Here is a 23,146-nt window from a genome sequence, read left to right as displayed (position 1 = left end):
ATTTGGAAGCCCCATGACCAACCCCTTGCTCGACACCTCTGGCCTGCCCTTGTTTGACCGCATTGCCCCCGAGCATGTGGCCCCGGCGCTGGACGAATTGCTGGCCGCTGCCGAAAAAGCCCTGGACACCGTCACCACCGCCGACTTTCCGTCCGACTGGAAAGCCATTGCCCAGACCCTGGACGTGAGCACCGAGCGGCTGGGCATGGCCTGGGGCGCGGTCAGTCACCTCAACAGCGTGGCCGACACCCCCGAATTGCGCGCTGCCTACAACGCCGCCCTGCCCCGCGTGACCGAGTTCTGGACGCGCCTGGGCAGCGACGAGCGCCTGTACGCCAAATACAAAGCCATTGACGCGGCCAGCCTCAACACCGAACAAAAACAAGCCCAGAAAAACGCCCTGCGCGGTTTTGTATTGGGCGGTGCCGAGCTGCAAGGCGCGGCCAAAGAACGCTATGCCGCCATCCAGGAACGGCTGGCCGAGATCACACAAAAGTTCAGCGAAAACACGCTGGACGCCACCGATAAATTTGCGCTGTACGTGAGCGAAGACCAGCTCCAAGGGGTGCCCGCCGATGTGATTCAAGCCACCCGCGATGCCGCGCAAAAAGAAGGCAAGGAAGGCCACCGCTTGTCGCTCAAGATGCCCGTGTACCTGCCGGTGATGCAATTTGCCGACAGCGGCGCTTTGCGCGAGCAACTCTACAAAGCCTATGTGACCCGTGCCTCAGACCAAGCGCCCGATGACGCCAAACACTTCGACAACACCCCTTTGATGCAGGAAATCCTGGCGCTGCGCCAGGAAGAGGCGCGCCTCTTGGGTTTTGACAACTACGCCCAGGTGTCTGTGGTGCCGAAAATGGCCGAGTCGCCCGAGAAAGTCACCGCCTTTTTGCGCGACCTGGCGGCCAAAGCCCGCCCCTTTGCTGAAAAAGACCTGGCCGACCTGCGCGAATTCGCTGCCAACGCGCTGGGTATCACCGGCCCCCTCAACGCCTGGGACGTGCCCTATCTGAGCGAAAAGCTCAAAGAAGCGCGATACAGCTTCAGCGAGCAAGAGGTCAAGCAGTACTTCACCGCGCCCAAGGTGCTGGCCGGTCTGTTCAAGATCATCGAAACCCTGTTCGAAGTCAGCATCCGCCCCGACCAAGCGCCCGTCTGGCACCCGGCTGTGGGTTTTTACCGCATCGAGCGCAACGGCCAATTGGTGGGTCAGTTCTACCTGGACCCGCCCGCTCGCGCGGGCAAGCGCGGCGGTGCCTGGATGGACGACGTGCGCGGTCGCTGGCAGCGCCCCGACACGGGCGTGCTGCAAACCCCTGTGGCACACCTCGTGTGCAACTTTGCCGAAGGCGTCAACGGACAACCCGCCTTGCTCACGCACGACGACGCGATCACCCTCTTCCACGAGTTTGGCCACGGCCTGCACCACATGCTCACCCAAGTGAACGAGCGCGATGTCTCGGGCATCAGCGGTGTGGAATGGGACGCGGTCGAGCTGCCCAGCCAGTTCATGGAAAACTTCTGCTGGGAATGGTCGGTGCTGCGCCACATGACGGCCCATGTGAACACCGGCGAGCCCCTGCCCCGTGCCTTGTTCGACAAAATGCTGGCCGCCAAAAACTTCCAAAGCGGCCTGCAAACCCTGCGGCAGATCGAGTTTTCATTGTTCGATATGCTGGTGCACGCCGAGCACGACCCAGCGCAAGACTTCATGCCGCTCTTGCAGCAGGTGCGCGACGAAGTGGCCGTGATGCGTCCACCCGCCTTCAACCGCATGGCCCACACCTTCAGCCACATCTTTGCAGGCGGTTACGCCGCCGGTTATTACAGCTACAAATGGGCCGAGGTGTTGAGCGCTGACGCTTATGCCGCGTTTGAAGAAACCGCCGCAGACGACGGCACGCCCAGCGTGGAAACCGGCCGCTTGTACCGCCAAGCCATTTTGGAGGCCGGTGGCAGTCGCCCGGCACTCGAATCGTTCAAAGCCTTCCGGGGCCGTGAGCCGAATTTGGATGCGCTTCTGCGCCACCAAGGCATGGTCGCCGCCTAAGACGCCAACCGAAATGAAACACGGATAAGCATCAGGGCTGCGGGACACAACCGCAGTTTCTTAGGGGATTCCGTTCTTGATGAATTGATTCCACAATACAACCCATCTATATTTTTTGGCATTCAATCATGTTCAAAATCAAACAATTACTTATCCTGGCGTTTGCAATTTGCATGGCTGTTGCAAATGCGGCTGACAGCAGCCCATCAGAGTCTGCTTCATCTTGGCTAACTCAGGCTCAAACAGAAATTAAGGCGAAAAACTATGCCAATGCCATCAATACGCTCGTGGCAGCCAACCAAACCAACTCCGCCGATTGGAACAACCTGCTGGGCTACGCACAGCGAAAAAAATCCCCCCCAGATTTGGCCTTAGCTGAACGTTATTACCAATCGGCCCTGAAGATTGACCCCAAGCACAAGGGCGCTTTGGAGTATTACGGCGAACTTCTGCTCATGAAGAACGATCTTGCAGGGGCTGAACAGATGTTGGCACGCTTGGACAAAGTCTGCGTGTTTTCTTGCGAAGAGCTTCGAGATTTGAAAGATGCCATCAAGAAGTACAAAAGCAAGAATTAGCGGCTTGCTGGAACTGAATGGCACTGAACCATGCGGCTCTTTCGGTCGCATTTCAATGACGTACTGGCATTTTGGCTGTGCATAGAGCGAAAAAAAAGCACTGGGCATTGCTGCCAAGTGCTTGTTTTTCCTACCGAATTTGGTAGGCGCGACTAGATTCGAACTAGCGACCCCCACCATGTCAAGGTGGTGCTCTAACCAACTGAGCTACGCGCCTGCTAAGCCTTGAATTATAGCCATAAAAAACGGGCTTTTTCGCCCCCTTGAGAAACAAGTTCTCGTCTTCTGCCCAAACTTTAAGGGCAGCTGAGCGAAGCCTAGCAAGGCACGGCACTCAACGCCGTCTGGCCGCCCTCACCCCCTTGACGCCACGCACCGTGCCCAGAACCTTGCTCAGGCTGACCGCGTCGCCAATCTCTACCGTGAAGGTCATCCAGGCCGTGCCTTTGACGGACTGGGTTTGCACGCCAATCACGTTCATCTTCTCTTTGGCAAACACTTCGGAGATGTCGCGCAGCAGGCCTTGGCGGTCAAATGCTTCGACTGCCACGTCGACCGGGTACACCGAAGCATCGGCCCCTTTGTGCTCGCCCCAACGCACATCGATCACGCGCTCACCGTGGCGTGCGGCCAACTCGCGGAAGTTGCTGCAGTCCTGGCGGTGGATGCTCACGCCTTTGCCGCGTGTGACAAATCCACCAATCGCATCGGGCGGCGCAGGTTTGCAGCAGCGCGAGAGCTGGGTCAGCAAGGAATCTACCCCCACCACCAGCACACCCGAGGGTGATTTGCGGGCCACCGCGCCCTTGAACTTCTTGTGGAGGTACTCGTCAGCTTGTGGTACGGGCTCTGGCGGGTTGAGCAACACCTCGATGTTGCGCAGCGAATACTCGTCTTTGCCCACCACCTCGAACAGGCCATCGGCCGACTTGAAGCCCAGCTGGCTGGCCAGATCTTCCAGCCGGATGGCGGTGCGCCCCAGGCGCTGCAGGAATTTCTCGACCGCCTCGCGCCCACGGGCCACGGTTTCGGCCATCACTTGCGCATTGAACCAAGCGCGAACTTTGGCCCGCGCACGGGGGCTGGCCAAAAAGCCCAACTCGGGATTGAGCCAGTCGCGCGAGGGGCCACCCTCCTTGATGGCGGTGATCTCGACCGTCTGGCCATTGGCCAGCTGGGTGTTCAGCGGCACCATGGCTCCGTCCACCTTGGCCCCCCGGCAGCGGTGGCCCAAATTGGTGTGCACCGTGTAAGCAAAGTCGATGGGCGTGGCGCCTTGCGGCAGCTCGACCACGGCAGCGTCGGGCGTCAGCACATAGATGCGGTCGTCAAACAGGCCGCCGCCGGGCGCATTGGCTTGAGCCGCGCCGGAAAGGTCGCGCTCCCAGGCCAACAGCTGGCGCAACACAGCGATTTTGGTGTCGTATTCGCTGGTGGCAGACACCCCGGCATAGCCTTTGGTGCCCGCTTCTTTGTAGGCCCAGTGGGCGGCCACGCCGTGCTCGGCGTGGTCGTGCATGGCCTGGGTGCGGATTTGCACCTCGATCGGGCCGCCATCGGCATCGCGCACCACGGTGTGCAGTGACTGGTAGCCGTTCGCTTTGGGCTTGGCAATGTAGTCGTCAAACTCTTCGGCAATGGGCGCAAAGTGCTCGTGCACCCAGCTGAGCGTCTGGTAACAATCGGCCACGCCCGGCACCACCACGCGCAGCGCCCGGATGTCGAACACCCGCTCAAAAGGCAGCGATTTGCCGCGCATTTTGCGCACGATGCTGTAGATGTGCTTGGGCCGCCCCTCGACCGAAGCCACAATGCCCTGAGCGGCCAAAGCCTGCTCCAAGCGCTCGCGCAGGGCCACCATGTAGCGCTCGCGCTCGGTGCGTTTTTCATCCAGCAGCCGGGCAATGTCTTTGTAAGTCGTGGGCTCCAGAAAACGGAAGGACAGGTCTTCCATCTCCCATTTGATCTGCCAGATGCCCAAGCGGTTGGCCAAGGGCGCGAACACCTGCAGCGACTCGCTGGCCAGAACTGCAGGGACCGGCAGCTTGGTGGCGGCGAAATGGCGCAGGGTTTGCAGACGCGAGGCCAAACGCAGCATGACCACACGCAAATCACGGCTGAAGGCCAGCAGCATCTTGCGCACGTTTTCGGTCTGGACTCGGGGGCTCAGCGGCGTGTTGTCAGGGCCAAGGGTGCTGGATTCAGCCGCTCGCGACAGGCGCTGCACATGCACCAGTTGGTTGGTTTGCATGGCCAGTTGCGCCAACTGCGGACCAAAGGCTTTGCCAATCACCTCTTCAGGTTTGTTCAGGTGCGGGCAGGCATACACCAGGTAACTGGCCGCCTGCATGGCCACCGAGCCGCCAATGCCGGCCAAGATGGCGGCCACGGCATCGGCATGCGCCAGGATGTTTTCACCCGTGTCCAGCATTTCGCCGGAGATCAAGGGTTCGGCAAAAGCACGCGCCTTGGCCAGGATGTCCAAGGACTCTGACTGCTCGGCATTCACAGGTGCATCGGCCGTGGCCCGCATGACCGGGGGCAAAGGGTTGGCGTGCAAGCGGGCTGCGGCCGACATTGGGCTGGCCGCGTGGCTGGAGGTGGGGCTGACCATGCGTCTACTGGCCCAGCAAAAATTGGGTCAAAACCGCGATTTGATCGTCCCCCGTCAAGGTGGGCGCGTGGCCAAAACCGGGCCAGGTGTCCAGCTGTGCACGGGGGCCGCGCTGCGTCATATGAGCAGCAGTTTCAGGTGTCAGCAAGTCCGAGTCCTGCCCTCGAATCAAAAGGGTTTGCGCCTGGATTTGGTCGTACAGGGCCCACAAAGTGGCCTCTCCGGCAGCGGCGGCTTCGGGCGTCAAGGCCCGCACGGGCACGCCGATGGCCGGGTCGTAGTGCAGGGTCAGTTGGCCATCGGCGGCGGCGCGGGTCATGTGCAACGACATCTCGCGCCAGACCTCGGGCAAGACCGGACCAAAACCTTGAGACAAGGCCCACAAAGCAGCTGCAGCTTCATCAAGGTCGCGGTATTGGCCGTATTGACCCACATAGGCTTGCATGCGCTGAACCGAAGACCAGGTGATGGCCGGGCCCACGTCGTTGAGCACCAGGCGGCGAATGGGGCACGGCAGCGGCAGGCCGGGCTGCCCGGCCAGCACCATGCCAATCAAGCCGCCCATGCTGGTGCCCACCCAGTCCAGTGTTTGCAGGGGCTTGTCCGCCCCAAGTTGCTGCTGAATCTGGCCCAGCAAGGCCAGCATGTCGCCCGCGTACTGCGGAATTTGGTACAGCGCGGGCTCGCTGAGCCATTCGCTTCGCCCACGGCCCGCCACATCGGGACAGATGACTTGCAGGGGCTCGGGGCTTTGTGCCACCAAGGCCTGGGCCAAACGGTCAAAGTCGCGGCCCTGGCGGGTCAGGCCGTGCACGCACACCACCACGTGGCGGGCATCCGCATCACCCCAGCGCCAATAGGCCATGCGGTGCTGGCCTTCGGGGTGCGGGCAAGTGACCCATTCGAGTTGGGGGCATGGGTGGGAGGCGTTGGTGGCCAGGGTGGGGATCAAGGTCATGACAATCGGAAACAATCTGGAAGGGCTGCCCGTCAAACCGGGCTTGGGCAGCGCCATAATGGACTTTTGGACATCCTAATTCATCTTACGGAGTGGAAAACATGTTGCAAGGTAAAACAGCACTGGTCACGGGTTCAACCAGCGGTATCGGACTGGGCATTGCCAAGGCTTTGGCCAAACAAGGCGCCAACATTGTGCTCAACGGTTTTGGCGATGCCGAAGGCCCCAAGGCCGAAATCGCTGCCTTGGGCGTGAAAGTGGCTTACCACGGCGCCGACATGAGCAAAGCCACTGAGATTGAGGCGATGATGAAGTTCGCCGCCGACACTTTTGGCCGGGTCGACATTTTGGTCAACAACGCCGGCATCCAGCATGTGGCCAAGATCGAAGACTTCCCCATCGAGCGCTGGGACGCCATCATCGCCATCAACCTGAGCAGCGCCTTCCACGCCACACGCCTGGCCCTGCCCGCCATGAAGGCCGCCAACTGGGGCCGCATCATCAATGTCGCGTCCATCCACGGCCTGGTGGGTTCGGCCGAAAAGTCGGCCTATGTGGCCGCCAAGCACGGTGTGGTGGGCCTGACCAAGGTCACAGCCCTCGAAAACGCCACCACTGGCGTGACCTGCAACGCGATTTGCCCCGGCTGGGTGTTGACACCGCTGGTGCAAAAACAGGTGGACGCCAAGGCGCAAGCCATGGGCTTGTCGAACGAAGATGCCAAGAAACAGTTGCTGCAAGAGAAAGAGCCCTCCATGCAGTTCACCACGCCCGAAGAGCTGGGCGAGCTGGCGGTGTTCTTCTGCTCGGCCGCAGGCAACAACGTGCGCGGTGTGGCCTGGAACATGGACGGCGGCTGGACCGCCCAGTGACCCCAAGAGACCAAGCATGAGTAACTCACACCGACTGGACAAAATCGTCATCGTGGACGATGACGCCCGCATCCGCGACCTCTTGCGCCGTTTTTTGTCGCAAGAGGGCTTTGACGTGTTGCTGGCCGAAGATGGCCGCGCCCTCGACCGCATCCTGCAACGCGAAACAATCGACCTGATCGTGCTCGACCTCATGCTGCCCGGCGAAGACGGCCTGAGCATTTGCAGACGTCTGCGCGCCAGCGGGGTCAAAACGCCGGTCATCATGTTGACCGCCAAAGGCGAAGACGTGGACCGCATCAATGGCCTGGAGATCGGGGCCGACGACTACCTAGGCAAGCCCTTCAACCCCCGGGAGTTGCTAGCCCGCATCCATGCGGTGCTGCGCCGCAGACCCGTCACCGAGCTGCCCGGCTCACCCTCGGCGGAAGAAGAGGTCATCAGCTTCGGCCACTTCAAGCTTGACTTGGGGGCCCGGTCGCTGAGCAAGGACGGCGTGGACATGGCGCTGACCACAGGCGAATTTGCCATGCTCAAGGCCTTGGCCAGACACCCACGGCAATCGCTCACGCGCGACAAGTTGGCGCAACTGGCGCGAGGCCGCGAGTTCGAGCCCTTTGACCGCAGCCTGGATGTGCAGATTTCCCGCCTGCGCAAAATGATCGAAGTCGACCCCGCCTCGCCCAAAATCATCCAGACGGTTTGGGGTGTGGGCTACGTGTTTGTGCCCGATGGACAAGCGTGAAAACAGCGCCCACTGCCCCGGATGAAGTAACGGCCAGCCCCACAGCTGGCCCCTTGGTCAAGCTCAGCCTTTTTTGGCGCACCTTCATTTTGTTGGCCTTGCTGATTTTTTTCAGCAGCGTGGCCTGGCTGCAGATGTTCAAAACGCAGGAATACGAGCCACGCATCCTGCGCAATGCCCACCAAATCGCCACCGTGGTCAACCTGACCAAAACCGCGCTGAAAAACAGCGATGAGATCGCCCGCCTGTCCCTCATCAAAATGTTGGCCGATGAAGAGGATGTCCGCATCCAGCTGCGCGAGCCTGACGATCACATCGAAACCTTCACCGATTCGGGCATGGACAGTCGGCTGGTCAATGAAATGGTCAAAAGACTGGGGCCCGGCACTGTTGTGGCCTCGAGCGTGAACGACGAAGAGGGTCTGTGGATTGGCTTTGCCATCGCACGCGACAGCTACTGGCTGCAAATGGACCCCTCGCGTCTGAAGCCCTTGGGCGGCAGCGCCTGGCTGCTGTGGTTGAGCTTCACCACTGCACTGTCCTTGGTGGGCGCGGCCATCATGGCAGGCCTGATCAACCGCCCGCTCAAACGCCTGTCTTACGCGGCCAGCCGGGTGCGTGAGGGGCATTTCCATGGCGCGCCCCTGGACGAAGGGGCCGCCACCAGCGAGATCCGCGAGGTCAACATCGGCTTCAACCGCATGGCCGAGCGCCTGGCCAAAATCGAAGCCGAACGCGCCTTGATGCTGGCCGGGATTTCGCACGACCTGCGCACGCCCCTGGCCCGCTTGCGGCTGGAAACCGAGTTGAGCGTCAGCGACCCGCAAACCCGCGAATTGATGGTGGCCGACATCGAGCAACTGGACGACATCATTGACAAGTTTTTGGACTATGCGCGCCCAGAACCCACCGACCTGGGGCCCGTGCTGTTGTCCGGCGTGATCAGCCGCTGCATCACGCCTTGGCGTAACAACGCGCGCCTGCAAATCACGGTGGATGTGGGCGAAGACCTGCAGGTCCAAGCCGAGCCGGTGGAGTTGGGCCGCGTGCTGTCCAACCTGCTGGAAAACGCCCGGCGCTACGGCCAAAGCCCAGCGGACGGTATCACCCGCGTCGAAATCGTGGCCCGCGTGCACGAGGGCTGGGTGCTGCTGCGCGTGCGCGACCAAGGCCCCGGCGTGTCGGATGAAACCCTGAAAAACCTGACCCAACCGTTTTTCAGAGGTGATGCGGCCCGCACCGCAGCCACCGGCTCTGGCCTGGGCCTGGCCATTGTCGAGCGCTCAGTGCAGCGCATGGGCGGCACGTTTTCGGTGTTCAACAACAGCGCTGGCGGCTTGATGGCCTTGATGAAATTCAGGCAAGCGGACACCGACTGAACCCCTCGGCTTGGGTCGCAAAAGGCCGCCAACTAACCCGCTTAGTTGCCGTGCACATCGCCTGGCACCCGCAAACAAGGCTCAGCCAAAGCGTGGCACAACGATTCATAAATCAGTTATAATCCACATTTTTCGGCAAGCGCGACAGCAGCACCTCCGGCCAGACCAACGCCATCAGCGCGACGCCCCCATGCGGGCAGGTCACCGTTCCGCAAGGACTGCACACCAAATGTTCGCCCACCCACTTGCCATTGCAGATTGAACACCCATCTGAGGTATTGATCTGTGCCTTAACCCACGCCCGCGCCGGGATGTATTTGGCGCTGACTGTGTCTGTTTCCTTGTCCCTTTTTGTGTTTCGAGGTTGTCCATGCCCGCTCAAAAGCCGAAGAAGCCTGCCCAGGCCCCTGCCCAATCCAAAACCGTAGCCAAGACTTCTGCTGCCAAAGCCAACGCGCCTGTCGCCAAGGCCAAAGCTGCGGCAAAAGCGCCCGCCAAAGCACCTGCCAAGGTGACCGCCAAAGTGGCGGCCAAAACACCCGCCAAACCGGCGGACAAAGTGGCCCCCAAGGCAGCAGCGCCCCAAGTCAAAGCCACGAAAGCCCCGGCCACCTCTGCCAAGCCTGTGAAGAAAGCTGCCTCCGTGCCCGCCAAGAAATCCGAAGCCATCGAGAAAAAACCCACTGCCAAAGTCAAAGACGCGGCCGCCGACGTGGAAGTGAAAAAACCGGCCAAAGCCGCCAAAGCGGCCCCCCCCGTCGAAGACAAGAAAGCTGCGGCCAAAAAAGTCGTGACGGGTGCCAAGCGTGGCCCCAAAAAGAAAGGCAGCATCGCCGAGCCGAGCATCGACGATGAATTGGCCGAACTCGAAGACGATCTGCAAGGCGAACCTGTCGCTGACAACGTCACGGAGACAGGCGAAAAGGTCAAGCCCCTGCGCATGAAGATCAGCAAGGCCAAAGAACGCGCCTTGATGAAGGAATTCGGCCTGGACGAAACCGTCCTGACCGAAGCCGAGATGAAGCAGCGCCGCGACCGTCTCAAAGCCCTGATCAAGCTGGGCAAGACGCGCGGCTACCTCACCAACGGCGAAATCAGCGACCACCTGCCCGACAAGCTGGTCGATGCCGAAACCCTGGAAGTGGTTATCGCCACGCTGAACGACCTGGGTGTGGCGGTGTACGAGCAAACGCCCGACGCCGAGAGCCTGATCATCACCGACAACGCGCCCACGGGCTCGACCGAAGAAGAAGCCGAAGAAGCCGCCGAAGCCGCCCTGTCCACCGTGGACAGCGAATTCGGCCGCACCACCGACCCGGTGCGCATGTACATGCGCGAAATGGGCACCGTTGAACTGCTGACGCGCGAAGGCGAGATCGAAATCGCCAAGCGCATCGAAGGCGGCCTGATGGACATGATGGCCGCGATCAGCGCGTCACCCGCCACCATCGCCGAAATCTTGCGCATGGCCAGTGAAATCCGCGAAGGCAAGGTCGTCATCTCCACCGTGGTCGATGGCTTTGCTAACCTGAACGAAGCCGACGACTACGTGGCCGAAGAAGACTTCGACGAATTCGACGAAGCCGACGACGACGATGGCAAAGGCGGCTCCAAGGCCCTGACCAAGAAGCTTGAAGAGCTGAAAAACCAGGCGCTTGAGCGTTTTGACCGCATCACCGAGTACTTCGAGAAAGTGCACAAGGTCTACGACAAAGAAGGCTGGGGCACGCCCGCTTACAACAAGGTCCAGTCCGCCCTGTCCGAAGAGCTGATGACCATCCGCTTCACCGCCAAGACCATTGAAAAGCTGTGCGACATGGTGCGCGGCCAGGTGGACGATGTGCGCAAGAAAGAGCGCGAGCTGCGCCGCATCATCGTCGACAAATGCGGCTACCCGCAAGACAACTTCATCGCCGACTTCAGCGGCCGCGACAAAAACGGCAAGCGTGTGGAGTCGCACCTGCTCAACCTCAAATGGATCGAAAAGCAGGCCGCCGCGGGCAAGAGCTGGAGCGCCGTGATGGGCCGCAACATCCCGCCCGTGCAAGACCTGCAGCAAAAGCTCATGGACCTGCAGGCGCAGGTGGTGGTGCCGCTCGATGAGCTCAAAGACATCAACAAGCGCATGAATGCCGGTGAGCGGGCCAGCCGCGACGCCAAGAAAGAGATGATCGAGGCCAACTTGCGCCTGGTGATCTCGATCGCCAAGAAGTACACCAACCGTGGCCTGCAGTTCCTTGATTTGATCCAGGAAGGCAACATCGGCCTGATGAAGGCCGTGGACAAGTTCGAATACCGCCGCGGCTACAAGTTCTCGACCTACGCCACTTGGTGGATCCGCCAGGCCATCACCCGCTCCATTGCGGACCAGGCCCGCACGATCCGCATCCCGGTGCACATGATCGAGACCATCAACAAGATGAACCGCATCTCGCGCCAGCACTTGCAGGAATTCGGCTTCGAGCCCGATGCCTCCATCCTGGCCGAAAAGATGGAGATTCCGGAAGACAAGATCCGCAAAATCATGAAGATCGCCAAAGAGCCGATCTCCATGGAAACGCCGATCGGTGACGACGACGACAGCCACCTGGGTGACTTCATCGAAGACAGCACACACACTGCCCCCATGGACGCGGCCCTGCAAGCGGGCCTGCGCGATGTGGTCAAGGACATTCTGGACAGCCTGACGCCGCGCGAAGCCAAAGTGCTGCGCATGCGTTTTGGCATCGAGATGTCCACCGACCACACGCTGGAAGAAGTGGGCAAGCAGTTCGATGTGACGCGCGAACGCATCCGCCAAATAGAAGCCAAGGCGCTGCGCAAGCTCAAGCACCCCAGCCGCTCGGACAAGCTGCGCAGCTTCATCGACACGATGTAAACCGCCCTGCCCTTCAAGCGATCAAGCCCCCCGACTGCGAAGTCGGGGGGCTTTTTTTTCGGAATTCACACAAGCGCACGGTTGTTTGACTGAAGTCAAGAAATGTTCCTCCAGCTTATGTACGCTGACGTACATTCACAAAACCACTTTTGATCAAAAATATAAATCAATAACTGCCAAAAGGACAGAAAGTGCTAAGTCCAGCCAATAACTTGATGATTAAGCAATTGATTTCCGACAAGTTCGACAAATTATTGCCCGCCTTCCAACTGGTTTGCCTGGAAACAGGACAGTTGATCTTCCGCCCTCATGAGGTCATTCAATACGTCTATTTCCCGGTGAGCGCCATCATCGCCATGCAAATTGACATTTCGGACGGCTCTTCGGCTGACATTGTCTTGATTGGCCGAGAAGGCATGGTCGGCAGCGGCGTCATGGGGGGCAACCAGAACTTCAGCCGGGCGCGGGTGAAGTTTGCCGGGTTTGCCTACAAATTGCCCTTGAGCCTCTTCCAGTCAGAACTGGCCCAGGACCGGGCCTTTCTGAAAATCTGGATGGCGGCCACGCGGCAAATGATCTTGCAGATCGCCATGCCCACCGTTTGCAGCAGCAAACACAGCAATGAGCAACAGTTCATTCGCTGGCTCATGAACACTCTGGACAAGACACAAGGGCACTCCCTTCAAATCACCCACCAGGAAATCGCCGACACGCTGGGCATTCGGCGCGAATCGGTCACATTGGCCGCTGGCAAATTGAGCCAGGAAGGCCTGATCGAAGTCACCCGGGGGCAGCTGGAGGTGTTGGATCGCCCCAAGCTGGAGGCCAGAGCCTGTGAGTGTTATCGGGTGATGCACCCGGCCGCGCTGCATTGAATCCCACCAGAAAGCACATCAAACCATGGGTTCGTTCACCTCCTTGAAAACCTCCAAACGCGCCTTGGGTTTTGGCATTCTCCTCATTGCTGCAGTGGTCCTGGTGCCGGCATTGGCCAGCTTTCAAAGCATCAACGCCATCGTCAACACCCACTATGTGACGATCAAGTCGCCCATCGAAGGGGCCTTGGACGGTTTTGCAAAAATGCCCGGCCAGCCCATCGCGCAAGGCGAAGAATTGGTCCGAATCAGCAACACCCGCTTCAAGGAAAGCGCCGTCAACGAGATGGAAGTGGAGCAAAAAACCCTGGCTGAAAGAAGCCTGGGCCTGCAGCAACATCTCAAAAATCTGCAGCAGCTGCAAAAGGATTTGCAAAACAGGGTCTCGGTCCACCGCACCCACGAGTTTCTCCGACTGGAAGAACAACTGGCCCAGGCCCAATCCGAGAAAAAGGCCCAGGAAAGCCTGATCCGCGAACAGCAATTGGTCGTGCAACGCCAGGCACTGCTAGTGAAGGAAAACTTCATCTCCCCCGCGCAAAACGAGGCAGCGCAATACGCGCTCGAAGTCACGCAAAGCCGACTCGACATTTTCAAGGCCCGCATCCGGCTTTTGGAAACCGAAAAGCAGGCGGTCAAAAGCTTTGTCTACCTGGGGGAAGGTCGCAATGACGTGCCCTACACCCAGCAGCGGCTCGATGACGTGCGCCTGCAAATCACCGAGGTGGCCGCACGCCTGCGCGAGAACGAACGGCGCAGCGCCGATGTTCAATTGCAGATCAGCAAAGAGCGCGAGAGCATGGCCGTGTCGCGCGAAGTGCGCATGCTGGCCCCCAGCAAAGGGGTTTTGTGGCGCAAATTTGGCAGCAACGGTACGGAAGTCGTGATCGGGACCGACTTGGCCCATGTGATCACCTGCGACAACCTGTTCCTCGATGTGGCGGTGCCGGAGTCGTCGCTGGGCTCATTCGACATTGGCAAACCCGTTCAGTACCGCCTGATTGGCAGCACCCAATGGCTCACGGGTCACATCCATGCCGTCACAGGCAGCGGCAACAACTTGCAAGACATGACCCTGGTTGCACAGCTGCAGCGTGAGAAGAAAGACGCCCGGATTTTCGTCAAGATCAATGCAGCCGACCTGGACAATCCGCAGGAAAACTTGTGCTTTGCCGGTCGCAAAGTGGACGTCAAAGTGCCCCGCGAATGGCGTCCCTCGGTGTGGATGAGCCGCCTCAGTTCGTTCCTGACGTGATTCTCAGCATGGACTACATCCCCCTGCTGCTGGTCGCTGGATTTTTCTTGATGGTCTGGGATACCCCGCGCCACCAGATCCAAACCCGGCAAATGGTGTGCCTGATCCCCGCACTGCTGTGTGTGCATTACCTGTCCTGGCGTTTGTTCAGCACCGTCTGGCCCGACAACGAAGACAGCGCCTGGGCTCAATCGTGGATATGGGGCGTTTGGGGCATTGAAGTCCTGGCCTTCATCGAGGTGGCGGTCTTTTTGCTCATCATGAGCCGCACCAACACGCGCAGCCAAGAGGCCGACCAACACCAGATGCCCAGCCCCTTGCCAGAGGTGGACATTTTCATTCCCACGTACAACGAGCCGCTCGACGTCCTTGAAAAAACCATCGTGGCGGCCGCAGCCGTGGACTACCCCCACAAAACCGTCTGGGTGCTCGACGATGGCAAGCGAGAATGGTTACGCACGTTTTGCGAAGAAACCGGCGTACGCTACCTGACCCGGGCCGACAACTCCCACGCCAAAGCCGGCAACATGAACCATGCCTTGGACCATGCCAAAGGCGAGTTCATTGCCGTGTTCGATGCGGACTTTGTGCCCTCCAAGAACTTCATTCGAAGCACCTTGGGCTTTTTCAGCGACCCTGCCCTTGGCATCGTGCAAACGCCCCAACACTTCTACAACAAAGACCCGATCCAGACCAACCTGGGCTTGATGCAAATTTACCCAGACGAGCAACGCTTGTTTTTTGACCAGATGGCGGCTTCACGCGACGCGTGGCAGGCTGCCTTTTGCTGCGGCTCTTGCAGCATCATGCGTCGCCAAGCGGTCGATGCCATTGGTGGCATTCCCACGCAAAGCATCACAGAGGACCTGCTGACCACCTTGGTCATGTTGCGCAAGGGCTACCAAACCATTTACCTCAACGAACGCTTGAGCATGGGACTGGCAGCTGAATCGATCGAAGGCTTTTTCGTTCAGCGTGAACGCTGGTGCCGCGGCGCCATTCAATCCCTGTTCCTCAAAGCAGGCCCGCTGGGGCCGGGCTTGAGTGTCATCCAAAGAATCCTGTTTTTCCCCACCAGCTGGCTCACGCAATACGCCGTGCGCCTGATGCTGATCGCCATTCCTCTGGCGTATTTGCTGTTGGGTTGGTTGCCTTTTCACTTCACAGACACGGCCGACATGGTGTTTTACCAACTGCCTGTTTTCCTGTCGTTTTTTCTGGCCATGCGCTGGCTGGTCGGTGGCCATTTTTCACCGCTGGTCTCCGGGCCTGCGGGGGTGTTCGCCAGCTTCAGGTTGGGGCCAACGGTGCTGGCCTCGCTCGTCAAGCCCTTTGGCAAGCCATTTCGGGTCACGCCCAAAGGCTCGGACGCGGTCAATGGTGCCAAGGTGGACTTTTTCAGCCTGGGCATGATTTTGCTGTGCATGGGCCTGACGCTGCTGGGCTTGCTGCTGAACGTGGTGCCGGAACTGGCCGTGGTGCCCCACGACGAGTTTTTCCCCGTGGCCATGTTCTGGTCCCTGCTGAACGTCGTCACCTTGGGACTGGCGGCTTTGCTGTGTTTTGAAGGCCCTCGCTTGAGAAAGGAAGAGCGCTTTTTGATGGCCGAATCGGCCATTGCCCATGATGGCGAAACCCAAGTGGCGGTAGACATCATCGATGCCAGCGTCGATGGCTGCAAATTGGCCCTGCCGACCACAGGCCATGGACCGTTTCAAAAAGGCACGGCCAGCCTGACGGTGCAAGGCGTGGGGCGAATAAAGATCCAGCCCGTGCGACAGAAACATGCCCATCTGGCCGCGACTTTTGAATACGACAGCAAGGCGCAGCGCAACGCCATGATCTGCAAACTTTTTTCAGGGCAGTACACCACGGTGGCCCCTGCGACCAGCTCAACCCGACAGCTCATGTCATCCTTATGGGAGAAAACATTCCATGGCTAAACACCTTGTGACGCCATTCGAGGCCCTCCATGGCCGCCTTCAACGCCAGGCCTTGGCCCTTGCGTTCATCCTCTGTGCCTGCTGTGCTCAGGCTTTCGCACAAACCCCAGCCCAGACACAACACGCACCCGTGTGGATAGGTTTCGATGACGCCTATGGCCTGAAAACCAACACCTCCGCCATCGCCACCGAATGGGGCATCAAGGCGGCGATCGAAGAAATCAACAACAAGGGGGGCGTGCTCAATGGCAGACCTCTGAAGCTGATCACCACCGACAACAAAGGGGTCTCAGCCCGAGGCAAGGACAATTTTGTTCAACTGGCGGGCACCAAGGATCTGGTTGCCGTGTTGAGCGGTAAATTCAGTCCCATCAGCGTGGAGATGCTGCCCGATGCGCACCGCTTGAAAGTTCCTTTGATCAGCGTCTGGGGATCAGCAGACCCCATCACCGATCACGCGCACAAGCCCTCCTACTCGTTTCGTGTCTCACTCAAGGACGACTGGGGCGTCGAAGCCATGATGAGACGGCTGAGCACCAAATACAAGGTCCGGCAAGCCTGCGCCATCTTGCCCAACACGGCCTGGGGTCGTTCAGCGGAGAAAGTGATCCAAGAGAAGTCCAGGTCGAACACTGCCCAGTTTCCGGTGGTGCGTTGGTACAACTGGGGAGACGCTTCGTTGAAGGAGCACTACAAGGCCTGCCTGGACTCGCGCACCCAAGGGCTTTTGTTTGTAGGCAATGAAAAAGAAGGCGCTTTATTGGTCAAGGAAATTGCGGCACAAGCCCCTCCCATGCGCATGCCCGTGGTGGCGCATTGGGGTGCCGTGGGGGGGACCTTGCATGAACTGGTCAATGAAGAACTGTCCATGGTCAACATCGATTTCATTCAGACCTTCACGTTCATCAACAACAAGCGGCCCCGTGCCGTCTACCTTGCCGACTGGATTTTGAAAAACAATGGCCTGAACAGCACGCACGACATTCCAAGTCCGGTGGGTGCCGCACATGCCTACGACACAGTCCACCTTCTGGCCAAGGCCATTGACACAGCGAAAACCACATCCCCAGAAAAAATCCGGGATGCCTTGGAAAAATTACCGCCATTTCAGGGTGCCGTCAGGCACTACACCCAGCCCTTCACACCCCAACGGCATGACGCACTGGACAAATCACAAGTCCTGTTTGTCAAGTTGACGCCATCCGGTCAACTGATCCCGCAAGACTGACATGGGCCGATTGAAATCGCTCAAAGCCCAGATCAGCCACGATGTTTTCAGGCTGTTTGGGGCCTACATCCTGGGCGTGACATCGATCAGCATGCTGCTGGCCATCTATGGGATTTTTTTCTACCAACAAGAAGAGTTCAAACATTACAAAGCGCTGATCGCCACACGTCTGGACTCAGAAATCAGCGTCTCCTTTCGGCAAGCCCATGATTTGGCGCAATCGACCGAAATCTGGACTGGACTGACGGACTCGGATGGGCGCGGCTCCTACCTGTTGCCGCTCTTGACCAAAGCGAACCAGAACAAAAACTACAAGTTTGATCTGCTCGATTACCTCGGCAGGGTTTTCATCCACAGCGACAACACAAGCGGCTTGCTGTGGGATGCGCCGGCCAACATCCAGAAAACGATCGAGGACAGCCAAACCCATCTGGAGTTGGTCACCGTCGGTCCCACAGATTACCTGGCTGCCAGCGTGGCCGTCACGCCCAATTTCACGGACAGTGCCATCGGCATCATCTTGCTGCACCTGGATCTGGACAAGGTCATGTCGACACTGAAATTTCCGCAAGACCTCCAAATCCATTACAGCCTGACGCCTTTTGTCGACCGTGCGTCTGACCTGTCCAAACACAGTGAAGCCTTCCAATTTGAATGGAACGATTCGGGCCAAGACTACGTCCTCCACATTCAACTGCAGCAAAGCTATTTATCGGCTTTTCTTTTTGTCTTGACGGGCCTGGCCATTTCCATGGTGTCTGGCGGCTTGCTGTTCCTGGGGCTCAGGCGCTGGACCCAACTTTTTTCAGAACGCACCACACGGCGACTCGATGACTTGGTGCAACTGGCCACTGACACGGTACAAGGCCGCGGTGATGAATCTCTTGTGGACAACACTGGTGATGAGATTGCCAAGGTCTCGAATGCCTTGCAAAGCATGCTGCGAAATCAGAGACGGGCCACCCAAAGGCAAGCGATTTTCTCCAGGGTGTTCGAGACCGCCGCCGAAGCCATTCTGATCACCAACAAACAAGGTCTGGTGGTGGACGTCAACGCGGCTTTGACAGACATGACAGGCTACACCAAGGACGAACTCATCGACCAACCTGCGGGCAAACTCTATATTCAAAACGACAGGGGCGTCGATTTGTCGATCATTGCCGAGAGCGTGCGCAAGCACGGCGCCTGGCGTGGGGACACCTATTTTTTAAGTAAACAGCAAACCCCGTTGCCCGTGTTGCTGTCGGTGTCCACTTTGCTTGATGCACATGGCGTGAGCCAAGGCCATGTTTCGGTTTTTTCTGACATCCGGGCCATTCGGGAAGCAGAGAAAAAGCTCCAGGACCTTCTGCACGAAGACCTGCTGACGGGACTGCCCAACTACCGCGCTTTTTTGGCCTACATCCAGCAAAAAGTGGAAGGCAGCCGCTTTGCCATTTTGTTCATTGACCTGGACAACTTCAAAAACATCAACGACACCTACGGGCACGATCAAGGCGATGAAGTCATTCGGCTGATCGCGCAGCATCTCAAACAGGCGCTGCCTGCTGGCAATTTTCTTTGCCGACGCTCAGGTGATGAATTCATCGCGGTGCTGGATGTGGATGCGCATGAAACGATGGCGGTTTTTCAAAAAAACCTGAAACAGGCTTTCAAACCTGCAACCTTCACCATCCACCACATGGGAACCGTGCAAGTCACGGCCACCTTCAGTGCCGGGGCGGCCATGTTTCCCGATCACTCGACATCGATCCATGAGTTGCTCATTTATGCCGACACGGCACTGCTGAGCGCCAAGGAATCGGGTCGCAACCAGATCCAATGGCTCAACACCCAGATGATGACGGCCACCACCCGAAAAACCAAGGTCGACAGCAAGTTGGCTGTGGCCATCGGTGAAGGCCGAATCCACCCCCATTACCAACCCGAAGTGGATTTGCAGAACGGAAAAATCATCGGGTTTGAGGCCCTCGCGCGCTGGCATGACGATGAACTGGGCATGGTCAGCCCGGCCGAGTTCATCCCCTTGGCCGAGCAATCCGGTGCCATCGACCCCTTGACGCAACGCTTGTTTGCCCAGGTGGTCCAAGACAGCCACGCGATCCGCGCCCACTTTCCCCATGCCACCATCGCCTTGAACTCCTCGCCTCAGCTGCTCAGCGGCAAGCGCCTTTTGACCATGCTGTCGCATTTGGCATCCGAGCTTGAAAGCGGCTTGGACGGTTTTGTTTTGGAAATCACAGAAACGGACTTCGCCTTGAGCCCACAGGAGCTGGCCAGTCAACTGCAGGCCATCATGGGTTTGGGCGTTCGGATTGCGATCGATGATTTCGGAAAATCCTATTCCTCCCTGTCACGCCTGGCCAGCATGCCCATTCAGAAACTGAAGATTGACATGTCCTTCACAGCCGGCATGCAGCGAGAGGAAAACACCAAGATCATCTCTGGCATTTTGGCGCTGTCTCAGTCCTTGGGTCTGGAAGTGACGGCGGAGGGCGTAGAAAACGAGTTCCAGCGAGACACCTTGGTCCAGCTCGGTTGCCAGCAAGCACAGGGGTATTTTTATGCGCGACCGATGAGCCTCGTGGATTTGCTCGCTTTGCCAACCCACTTGGGCACCGCCAAGCAGGGCTGAGTCAGCCTGCTGGAGGCGATCAGCGCGACTGCGCTTTGTTGCCGTAGGGGCAGTGGTTGGGGCGCGGCCCCACTTGCGGATGCAGGCGGCAGGTGTTGGGGCGCTTGTCGTACACCGTGCAGCGGCGCGTCTTGGCATCGAGAAACTGGCAGTCGCCACTGGCGCGACGCGCCAGGCTGAAGATGCTGTTCTTGAAGTTGAAGTGTTCGATCAGCCCGGCCTTGGTCAGGCGCTTGGCGATTTGTTTGGGGTCTTCGTGCTCGGCTTCAAACGGGTCCACCAACTCCAGCCGCACCAAATCGGCCAGCTTGACCTCGACCGGCATGGTGCAGCAGTTGGCCGCACAGGTGTCGCACAAACCGTTTTTGTAACGGGTCCAGGTTTCGCAGCGGTCAACGTCAACGACGGCAATGGGGGATCTCATGGCATGGATTATCCCGGATCTGCGTGCTTAGACCACCTGCACTTGGTGCCAGTCATGAACGCTCAGCGGACGCAGCGCTCCAGAGCGAACGGGGCTGCCCCGAAAACGCTCGTGCCACAGAATGAAGTCATCCAACCCCTTCGCCGACACGCCCCAGCTTGACCAGCTCGCGCGCATCCTCAACCCAGTCACACAAAATGGCGCGGGTCTCGCGGGGGTCGATGATGTCCAAAATCCCGAATTTTTCGGCTGTGCGAAAGGGGGATGTCATGTTCAGATAAAAGGCCTCCAGCTCGGCCCGCTTGGCTGCGGGGTCGGGTGCGGCATCGATCTCGGTTTTGTGCGCGGCCATGACGCCGCCTTCAATCGGGATAGACCCCCACCGCGCCGACGGCCAGGCGTAGCGCAGGTTCAGCGCCTCGCCGTATTTGGGGGCGTGCAAGGCGCCGGCCATGCCAAAGCAGCGGCGCACCAGGATCGACACCCAGGGCGAGCGGCAGGCGTTGAGGGCCTCGCCCACACGCAAGGCACCCAGCAAGGTGCCGCCCAGCTCGGCCTCCAGCCCGGTTTGGTTGCCCGGTTGGTCTACAAAATTCACCACCGGCAAGCCAAACAAGCTGCACAGCTTCACATGCCGCTCCATTTTGTAGGCCGCTTGCACCGTCATCGCGCCGCCTTGTACCTTGGGGTCGTTGGCAATCACGCCCACGGGCACGCCGTTCAAACGCGCCAGGGCCGTGATGACCGAGCCGCCTTGGTAGCGACCGATTTCAAACACCGAGTCGAGGTCCATGACAGAAGCCAAAATCTTGCGCGGATCGTAGATTTTGCGGCGCTCGCGGGGGATGGCGTCTTTGAGCCAATCGTCGGCGCGTGTGGGGCTGTCTGGCGTCGGCAGCACTGGCGCCAGGTGGTGCACGCTGCGCGGCATGTAGCTCAAAAACCGCTGCACCTGCGCCAAAGCGTCGGCTTCGTCCTCGGCTTCGTTGTGCACCAAGGCGCTTTTGCGGTGCACCCGATGACCGCCTAAATCATTTTTGTCGACTTCTTGCGCATAGGCCTGGCGCACCACATGTGGGCCTGCGGCCATGACCTGCGATTGCTCGCGCACCATGACCGAGAAGTGCGAGGACAGCACCTTCACTGCCCCCTGCCCAGCACAAGCGCCCAAGGCCACCCCCACCACGGGTACGGTTTGCAGCAACTCGTTGGCGGGCCAGCTGGGGTATTCGGGGATTTTGGTCCCCCCGATTTGCATCAAGAGCTTGACGCTACCACCCGCTGAGTCCACCAGCCGCACCAAGGGCATGCGCAGTTGGTGGGCCATGCGCTCGATGTAAATCCACTTGTCGGCTATCGAGGCCTCGGACGAGCCCGCACGGATCGTGAAGTCGTCGGCATGCACAGCCACCTTGCGGCCTTGCACGCGACCAACCCCCACGATGGCGTTGGTGGGGTCCATGCGCTCAAAGGCCCCCTCACGGCTGTAATGGCCTTTGCCCGCCAGTGCGCCCAGTTCCCGAAAACTGCCCGCATCCATCAGGTGATCGATGCGCTCGCGTGCATTGAGGCGACCGCTGGCCTTGAAGCGGGCCAGCGCTTCGGCGCCGCCCATGGTGCGTGCCTGCGCGCGGCGCAGTTGCAGCTCGGCGAGTTCACTTTGCCATTCGCCCGAGGGCTCAAAAACAGGCCACTGGCTCATGCTGGCCCCAAACCCAAGGCGTCGACCAAGGCGCGCGTTTCGGCCAACTCGGCTTCGAGGTAGCGGTGCGAATCCACATAGCCTTTGAACATCGGGCGGTTGCCCGATTTCTCAACCATGGCTTGCCAGGCGGCAGACTCAGCCACTTGGCGCAAGGCGCTTTCCCAAAAACGGATCTGCTCCGCATCCACCCCACCGGGCAACAGAACGCCGTTGTAGCTGACGTAGTCGGCCGCCACCCCTTGTTCACGCCAAGTGGGCACGGCGGCCATCAAGCCAGTGCCGCGCTGGGGCGAGGCACTGGCCAACACACGCACCTTGCCAGCCTGCACTTGGGGCATGACGGTGGGGCCTGTGGCCGAGACCACATCCACATTGCCCCCCAGCAGCGCCACCATGGAATCGCCCGAAGAGCGGAACGGCACCACCGTGAGTTTGTCCACAGCAACACCCGCGACTTTGAGAGGTTTGGCAATGGCCAGGTGGGTGTTCAGTCCCCGCACTGGGGCGACGGCAAAGCTGACCGATGACGCATCGCGCTGCAAACGCGCCAGCAAGTCTTGCACGTTGCGCAGTGGGCTATCGGCCCGCACCGCCACCAGCGAGGTTTCTTCGACCATCATGGCCACAGGCACAAATTCGCGCATGTCGGCCTTGAGCATGCCCGTGGCTTGCCCCGCAATGCTGCCCGTGTGGAAGGTACCCAGGTGGTGCGCATTGCCCCGGTTGCGCTGCAATTGCTGCAAACCCAGCAAGCCCGCAGCGCCGGGTTTGTTTTCGGCCAACACGGTTTGGCCGTGTACCCGCTGCTGCGACTCCAGCATTTGCTTGATGCCGCGTGCATACAAATCGACCGAGCCGCCCGGGGCCACGCCAATGACGTAGCGGATCATTTCTGTGGGTTTCCAGCTGCTGTCTTGCGCCAGCGCCTCCCAGCCCATGGGGGCCAGGCTGGCACCCGCGATCAAGCCCAACGATTGGCGGCGGTTGATGTTGGTTTTCATGTC

General features: G+C 59.5%; 16 protein-coding genes and 1 tRNA gene. 11 read left to right on the top strand and 6 right to left on the bottom strand.

The genetic code is table 11. The annotated features are described in order from the left end of the window. Positions 1 to 13: 13 nt before the first annotated feature. Together QZ190_RS09720 and QZ190_RS09715 are read left to right on the top strand one after the other, a co-directional pair. Complete coding sequence (locus QZ190_RS09720) at positions 14 to 2,053, top strand: M3 family metallopeptidase (RefSeq protein ID WP_291915565.1); 2,040 nt, start codon at positions 14 to 16, stop codon at positions 2,051 to 2,053. A gap of 128 nt (positions 2,054 to 2,181) precedes the next feature. Next, complete coding sequence (locus QZ190_RS09715) at positions 2,182 to 2,631, top strand: tetratricopeptide repeat protein (RefSeq protein ID WP_291915564.1); 450 nt, start codon at positions 2,182 to 2,184, stop codon at positions 2,629 to 2,631. A gap of 140 nt (positions 2,632 to 2,771) precedes the next feature. Here QZ190_RS09715 and QZ190_RS09710 read toward each other — a convergent pair. The 3 genes from QZ190_RS09710 to QZ190_RS09700 all read right to left on the bottom strand — a co-directional run bounded on the left by QZ190_RS09710 (position 2,772) and on the right by QZ190_RS09700 (position 6,203). Further along, positions 2,772 to 2,848, bottom strand: a tRNA-Val gene (locus QZ190_RS09710). Positions 2,849 to 2,965: 117 nt separating this feature from the next. Continuing rightward, entirely contained in the window at positions 2,966 to 5,164 is a 2,199-nt protein-coding gene (locus QZ190_RS09705; RefSeq protein WP_291915642.1) for a bifunctional (p)ppGpp synthetase/guanosine-3',5'-bis(diphosphate) 3'-pyrophosphohydrolase, read from the bottom strand. Between the two features lie 85 nt (positions 5,165 to 5,249). Then, positions 5,250 to 6,203: an alpha/beta hydrolase gene (locus QZ190_RS09700; RefSeq protein WP_291915563.1), complete on the bottom strand. Its 954-nt coding sequence runs from the start codon at positions 6,201 to 6,203 to the stop codon at positions 5,250 to 5,252. Positions 6,204 to 6,304: 101 nt separating this feature from the next. On the opposite strand from QZ190_RS09700, the gene QZ190_RS09695 reads away from it, so the two are divergent. The 9 genes from QZ190_RS09695 (at position 6,305) to QZ190_RS09655 (ending at position 20,013) form a co-directional block, all read left to right on the top strand. After that, positions 6,305 to 7,075, top strand: coding sequence for a 3-hydroxybutyrate dehydrogenase (locus tag QZ190_RS09695; RefSeq protein ID WP_291915562.1), 771 nt, complete (start codon positions 6,305 to 6,307; stop codon positions 7,073 to 7,075). A gap of 16 nt (positions 7,076 to 7,091) precedes the next feature. Next, positions 7,092 to 7,820, top strand: a complete 729-nt coding sequence (ompR, locus tag QZ190_RS09690; protein WP_291915561.1) for a two-component system response regulator OmpR — start codon at positions 7,092 to 7,094, stop codon at positions 7,818 to 7,820. Then, positions 7,817 to 9,199: an ATP-binding protein gene (locus QZ190_RS09685; RefSeq protein ID WP_291915560.1), complete on the top strand. Its 1,383-nt coding sequence runs from the start codon at positions 7,817 to 7,819 to the stop codon at positions 9,197 to 9,199. Before ompR ends, QZ190_RS09685 begins: the two co-directional genes overlap by 4 nt. A gap of 370 nt (positions 9,200 to 9,569) precedes the next feature. Further along, positions 9,570 to 12,077: an RNA polymerase sigma factor RpoD gene (rpoD, locus tag QZ190_RS09680; protein ID WP_291915559.1), complete on the top strand. Its 2,508-nt coding sequence runs from the start codon at positions 9,570 to 9,572 to the stop codon at positions 12,075 to 12,077. A 215-nt stretch (positions 12,078 to 12,292) separates the two neighbouring features. Beyond that, on the top strand, positions 12,293 to 12,952 hold the full coding sequence (locus tag QZ190_RS09675) for a Crp/Fnr family transcriptional regulator (protein ID WP_291915558.1): 660 nt from the start codon (positions 12,293 to 12,295) through the stop codon (positions 12,950 to 12,952). 25 nt (positions 12,953 to 12,977) lie between these two features. Further along, complete coding sequence (locus QZ190_RS09670; protein WP_291915557.1) at positions 12,978 to 14,207, top strand: HlyD family efflux transporter periplasmic adaptor subunit; 1,230 nt, start codon at positions 12,978 to 12,980, stop codon at positions 14,205 to 14,207. Continuing rightward, the gene (locus tag QZ190_RS09665; RefSeq protein WP_291915556.1) at positions 14,159 to 16,150 is read left to right on the top strand and encodes a glycosyltransferase; all 1,992 of its coding nucleotides are present in this window, start codon (positions 14,159 to 14,161) and stop codon (positions 16,148 to 16,150) included. The genes QZ190_RS09670 and QZ190_RS09665 overlap by 49 nt, the downstream gene beginning before the upstream one ends. After that, positions 16,143 to 17,378, top strand: a complete 1,236-nt coding sequence (locus tag QZ190_RS09660) for an ABC transporter substrate-binding protein (protein WP_291915555.1) — start codon at positions 16,143 to 16,145, stop codon at positions 17,376 to 17,378. Before QZ190_RS09665 ends, QZ190_RS09660 begins: the two co-directional genes overlap by 8 nt. A 1-nt stretch (position 17,379) precedes the next feature. Beyond that, positions 17,380 to 20,013 carry an EAL domain-containing protein gene (locus QZ190_RS09655; RefSeq protein WP_291915554.1) on the top strand — a complete coding sequence of 878 codons (2,634 nt, stop codon included), beginning with the start codon at positions 17,380 to 17,382 and terminating at the stop codon, positions 20,011 to 20,013. Positions 20,014 to 20,032: 19 nt separating this feature from the next. Here QZ190_RS09655 and QZ190_RS09650 read toward each other — a convergent pair whose 3' ends face one another. The 3 genes from QZ190_RS09650 to QZ190_RS09640 form a co-directional block, all read right to left on the bottom strand. Beyond that, positions 20,033 to 20,437: a YkgJ family cysteine cluster protein gene (locus QZ190_RS09650; RefSeq protein ID WP_062404282.1), complete on the bottom strand. Its 405-nt coding sequence runs from the start codon at positions 20,435 to 20,437 to the stop codon at positions 20,033 to 20,035. 127 nt (positions 20,438 to 20,564) lie between these two features. After that, a complete protein-coding gene (locus tag QZ190_RS09645; RefSeq protein WP_291915553.1) occupies positions 20,565 to 22,139 on the bottom strand; it encodes an acyl-CoA carboxylase subunit beta in 1,575 nt (524 codons plus the stop codon). Further along, positions 22,136 to 23,143, bottom strand: a complete 1,008-nt coding sequence (locus QZ190_RS09640) for a tripartite tricarboxylate transporter substrate binding protein (protein WP_291915552.1) — start codon at positions 23,141 to 23,143, stop codon at positions 22,136 to 22,138. The genes QZ190_RS09645 and QZ190_RS09640 overlap by 4 nt, the downstream gene beginning before the upstream one ends. Positions 23,144 to 23,146 lie beyond the last annotated feature (3 nt).

The organism is Limnohabitans sp. (assembly GCF_017848645.1).
GTDB lineage: Bacteria > Pseudomonadota > Gammaproteobacteria > Burkholderiales > Burkholderiaceae_C > Limnohabitans_A.
This window is presented reverse-complemented; position numbering and strand designations above follow the sequence as displayed.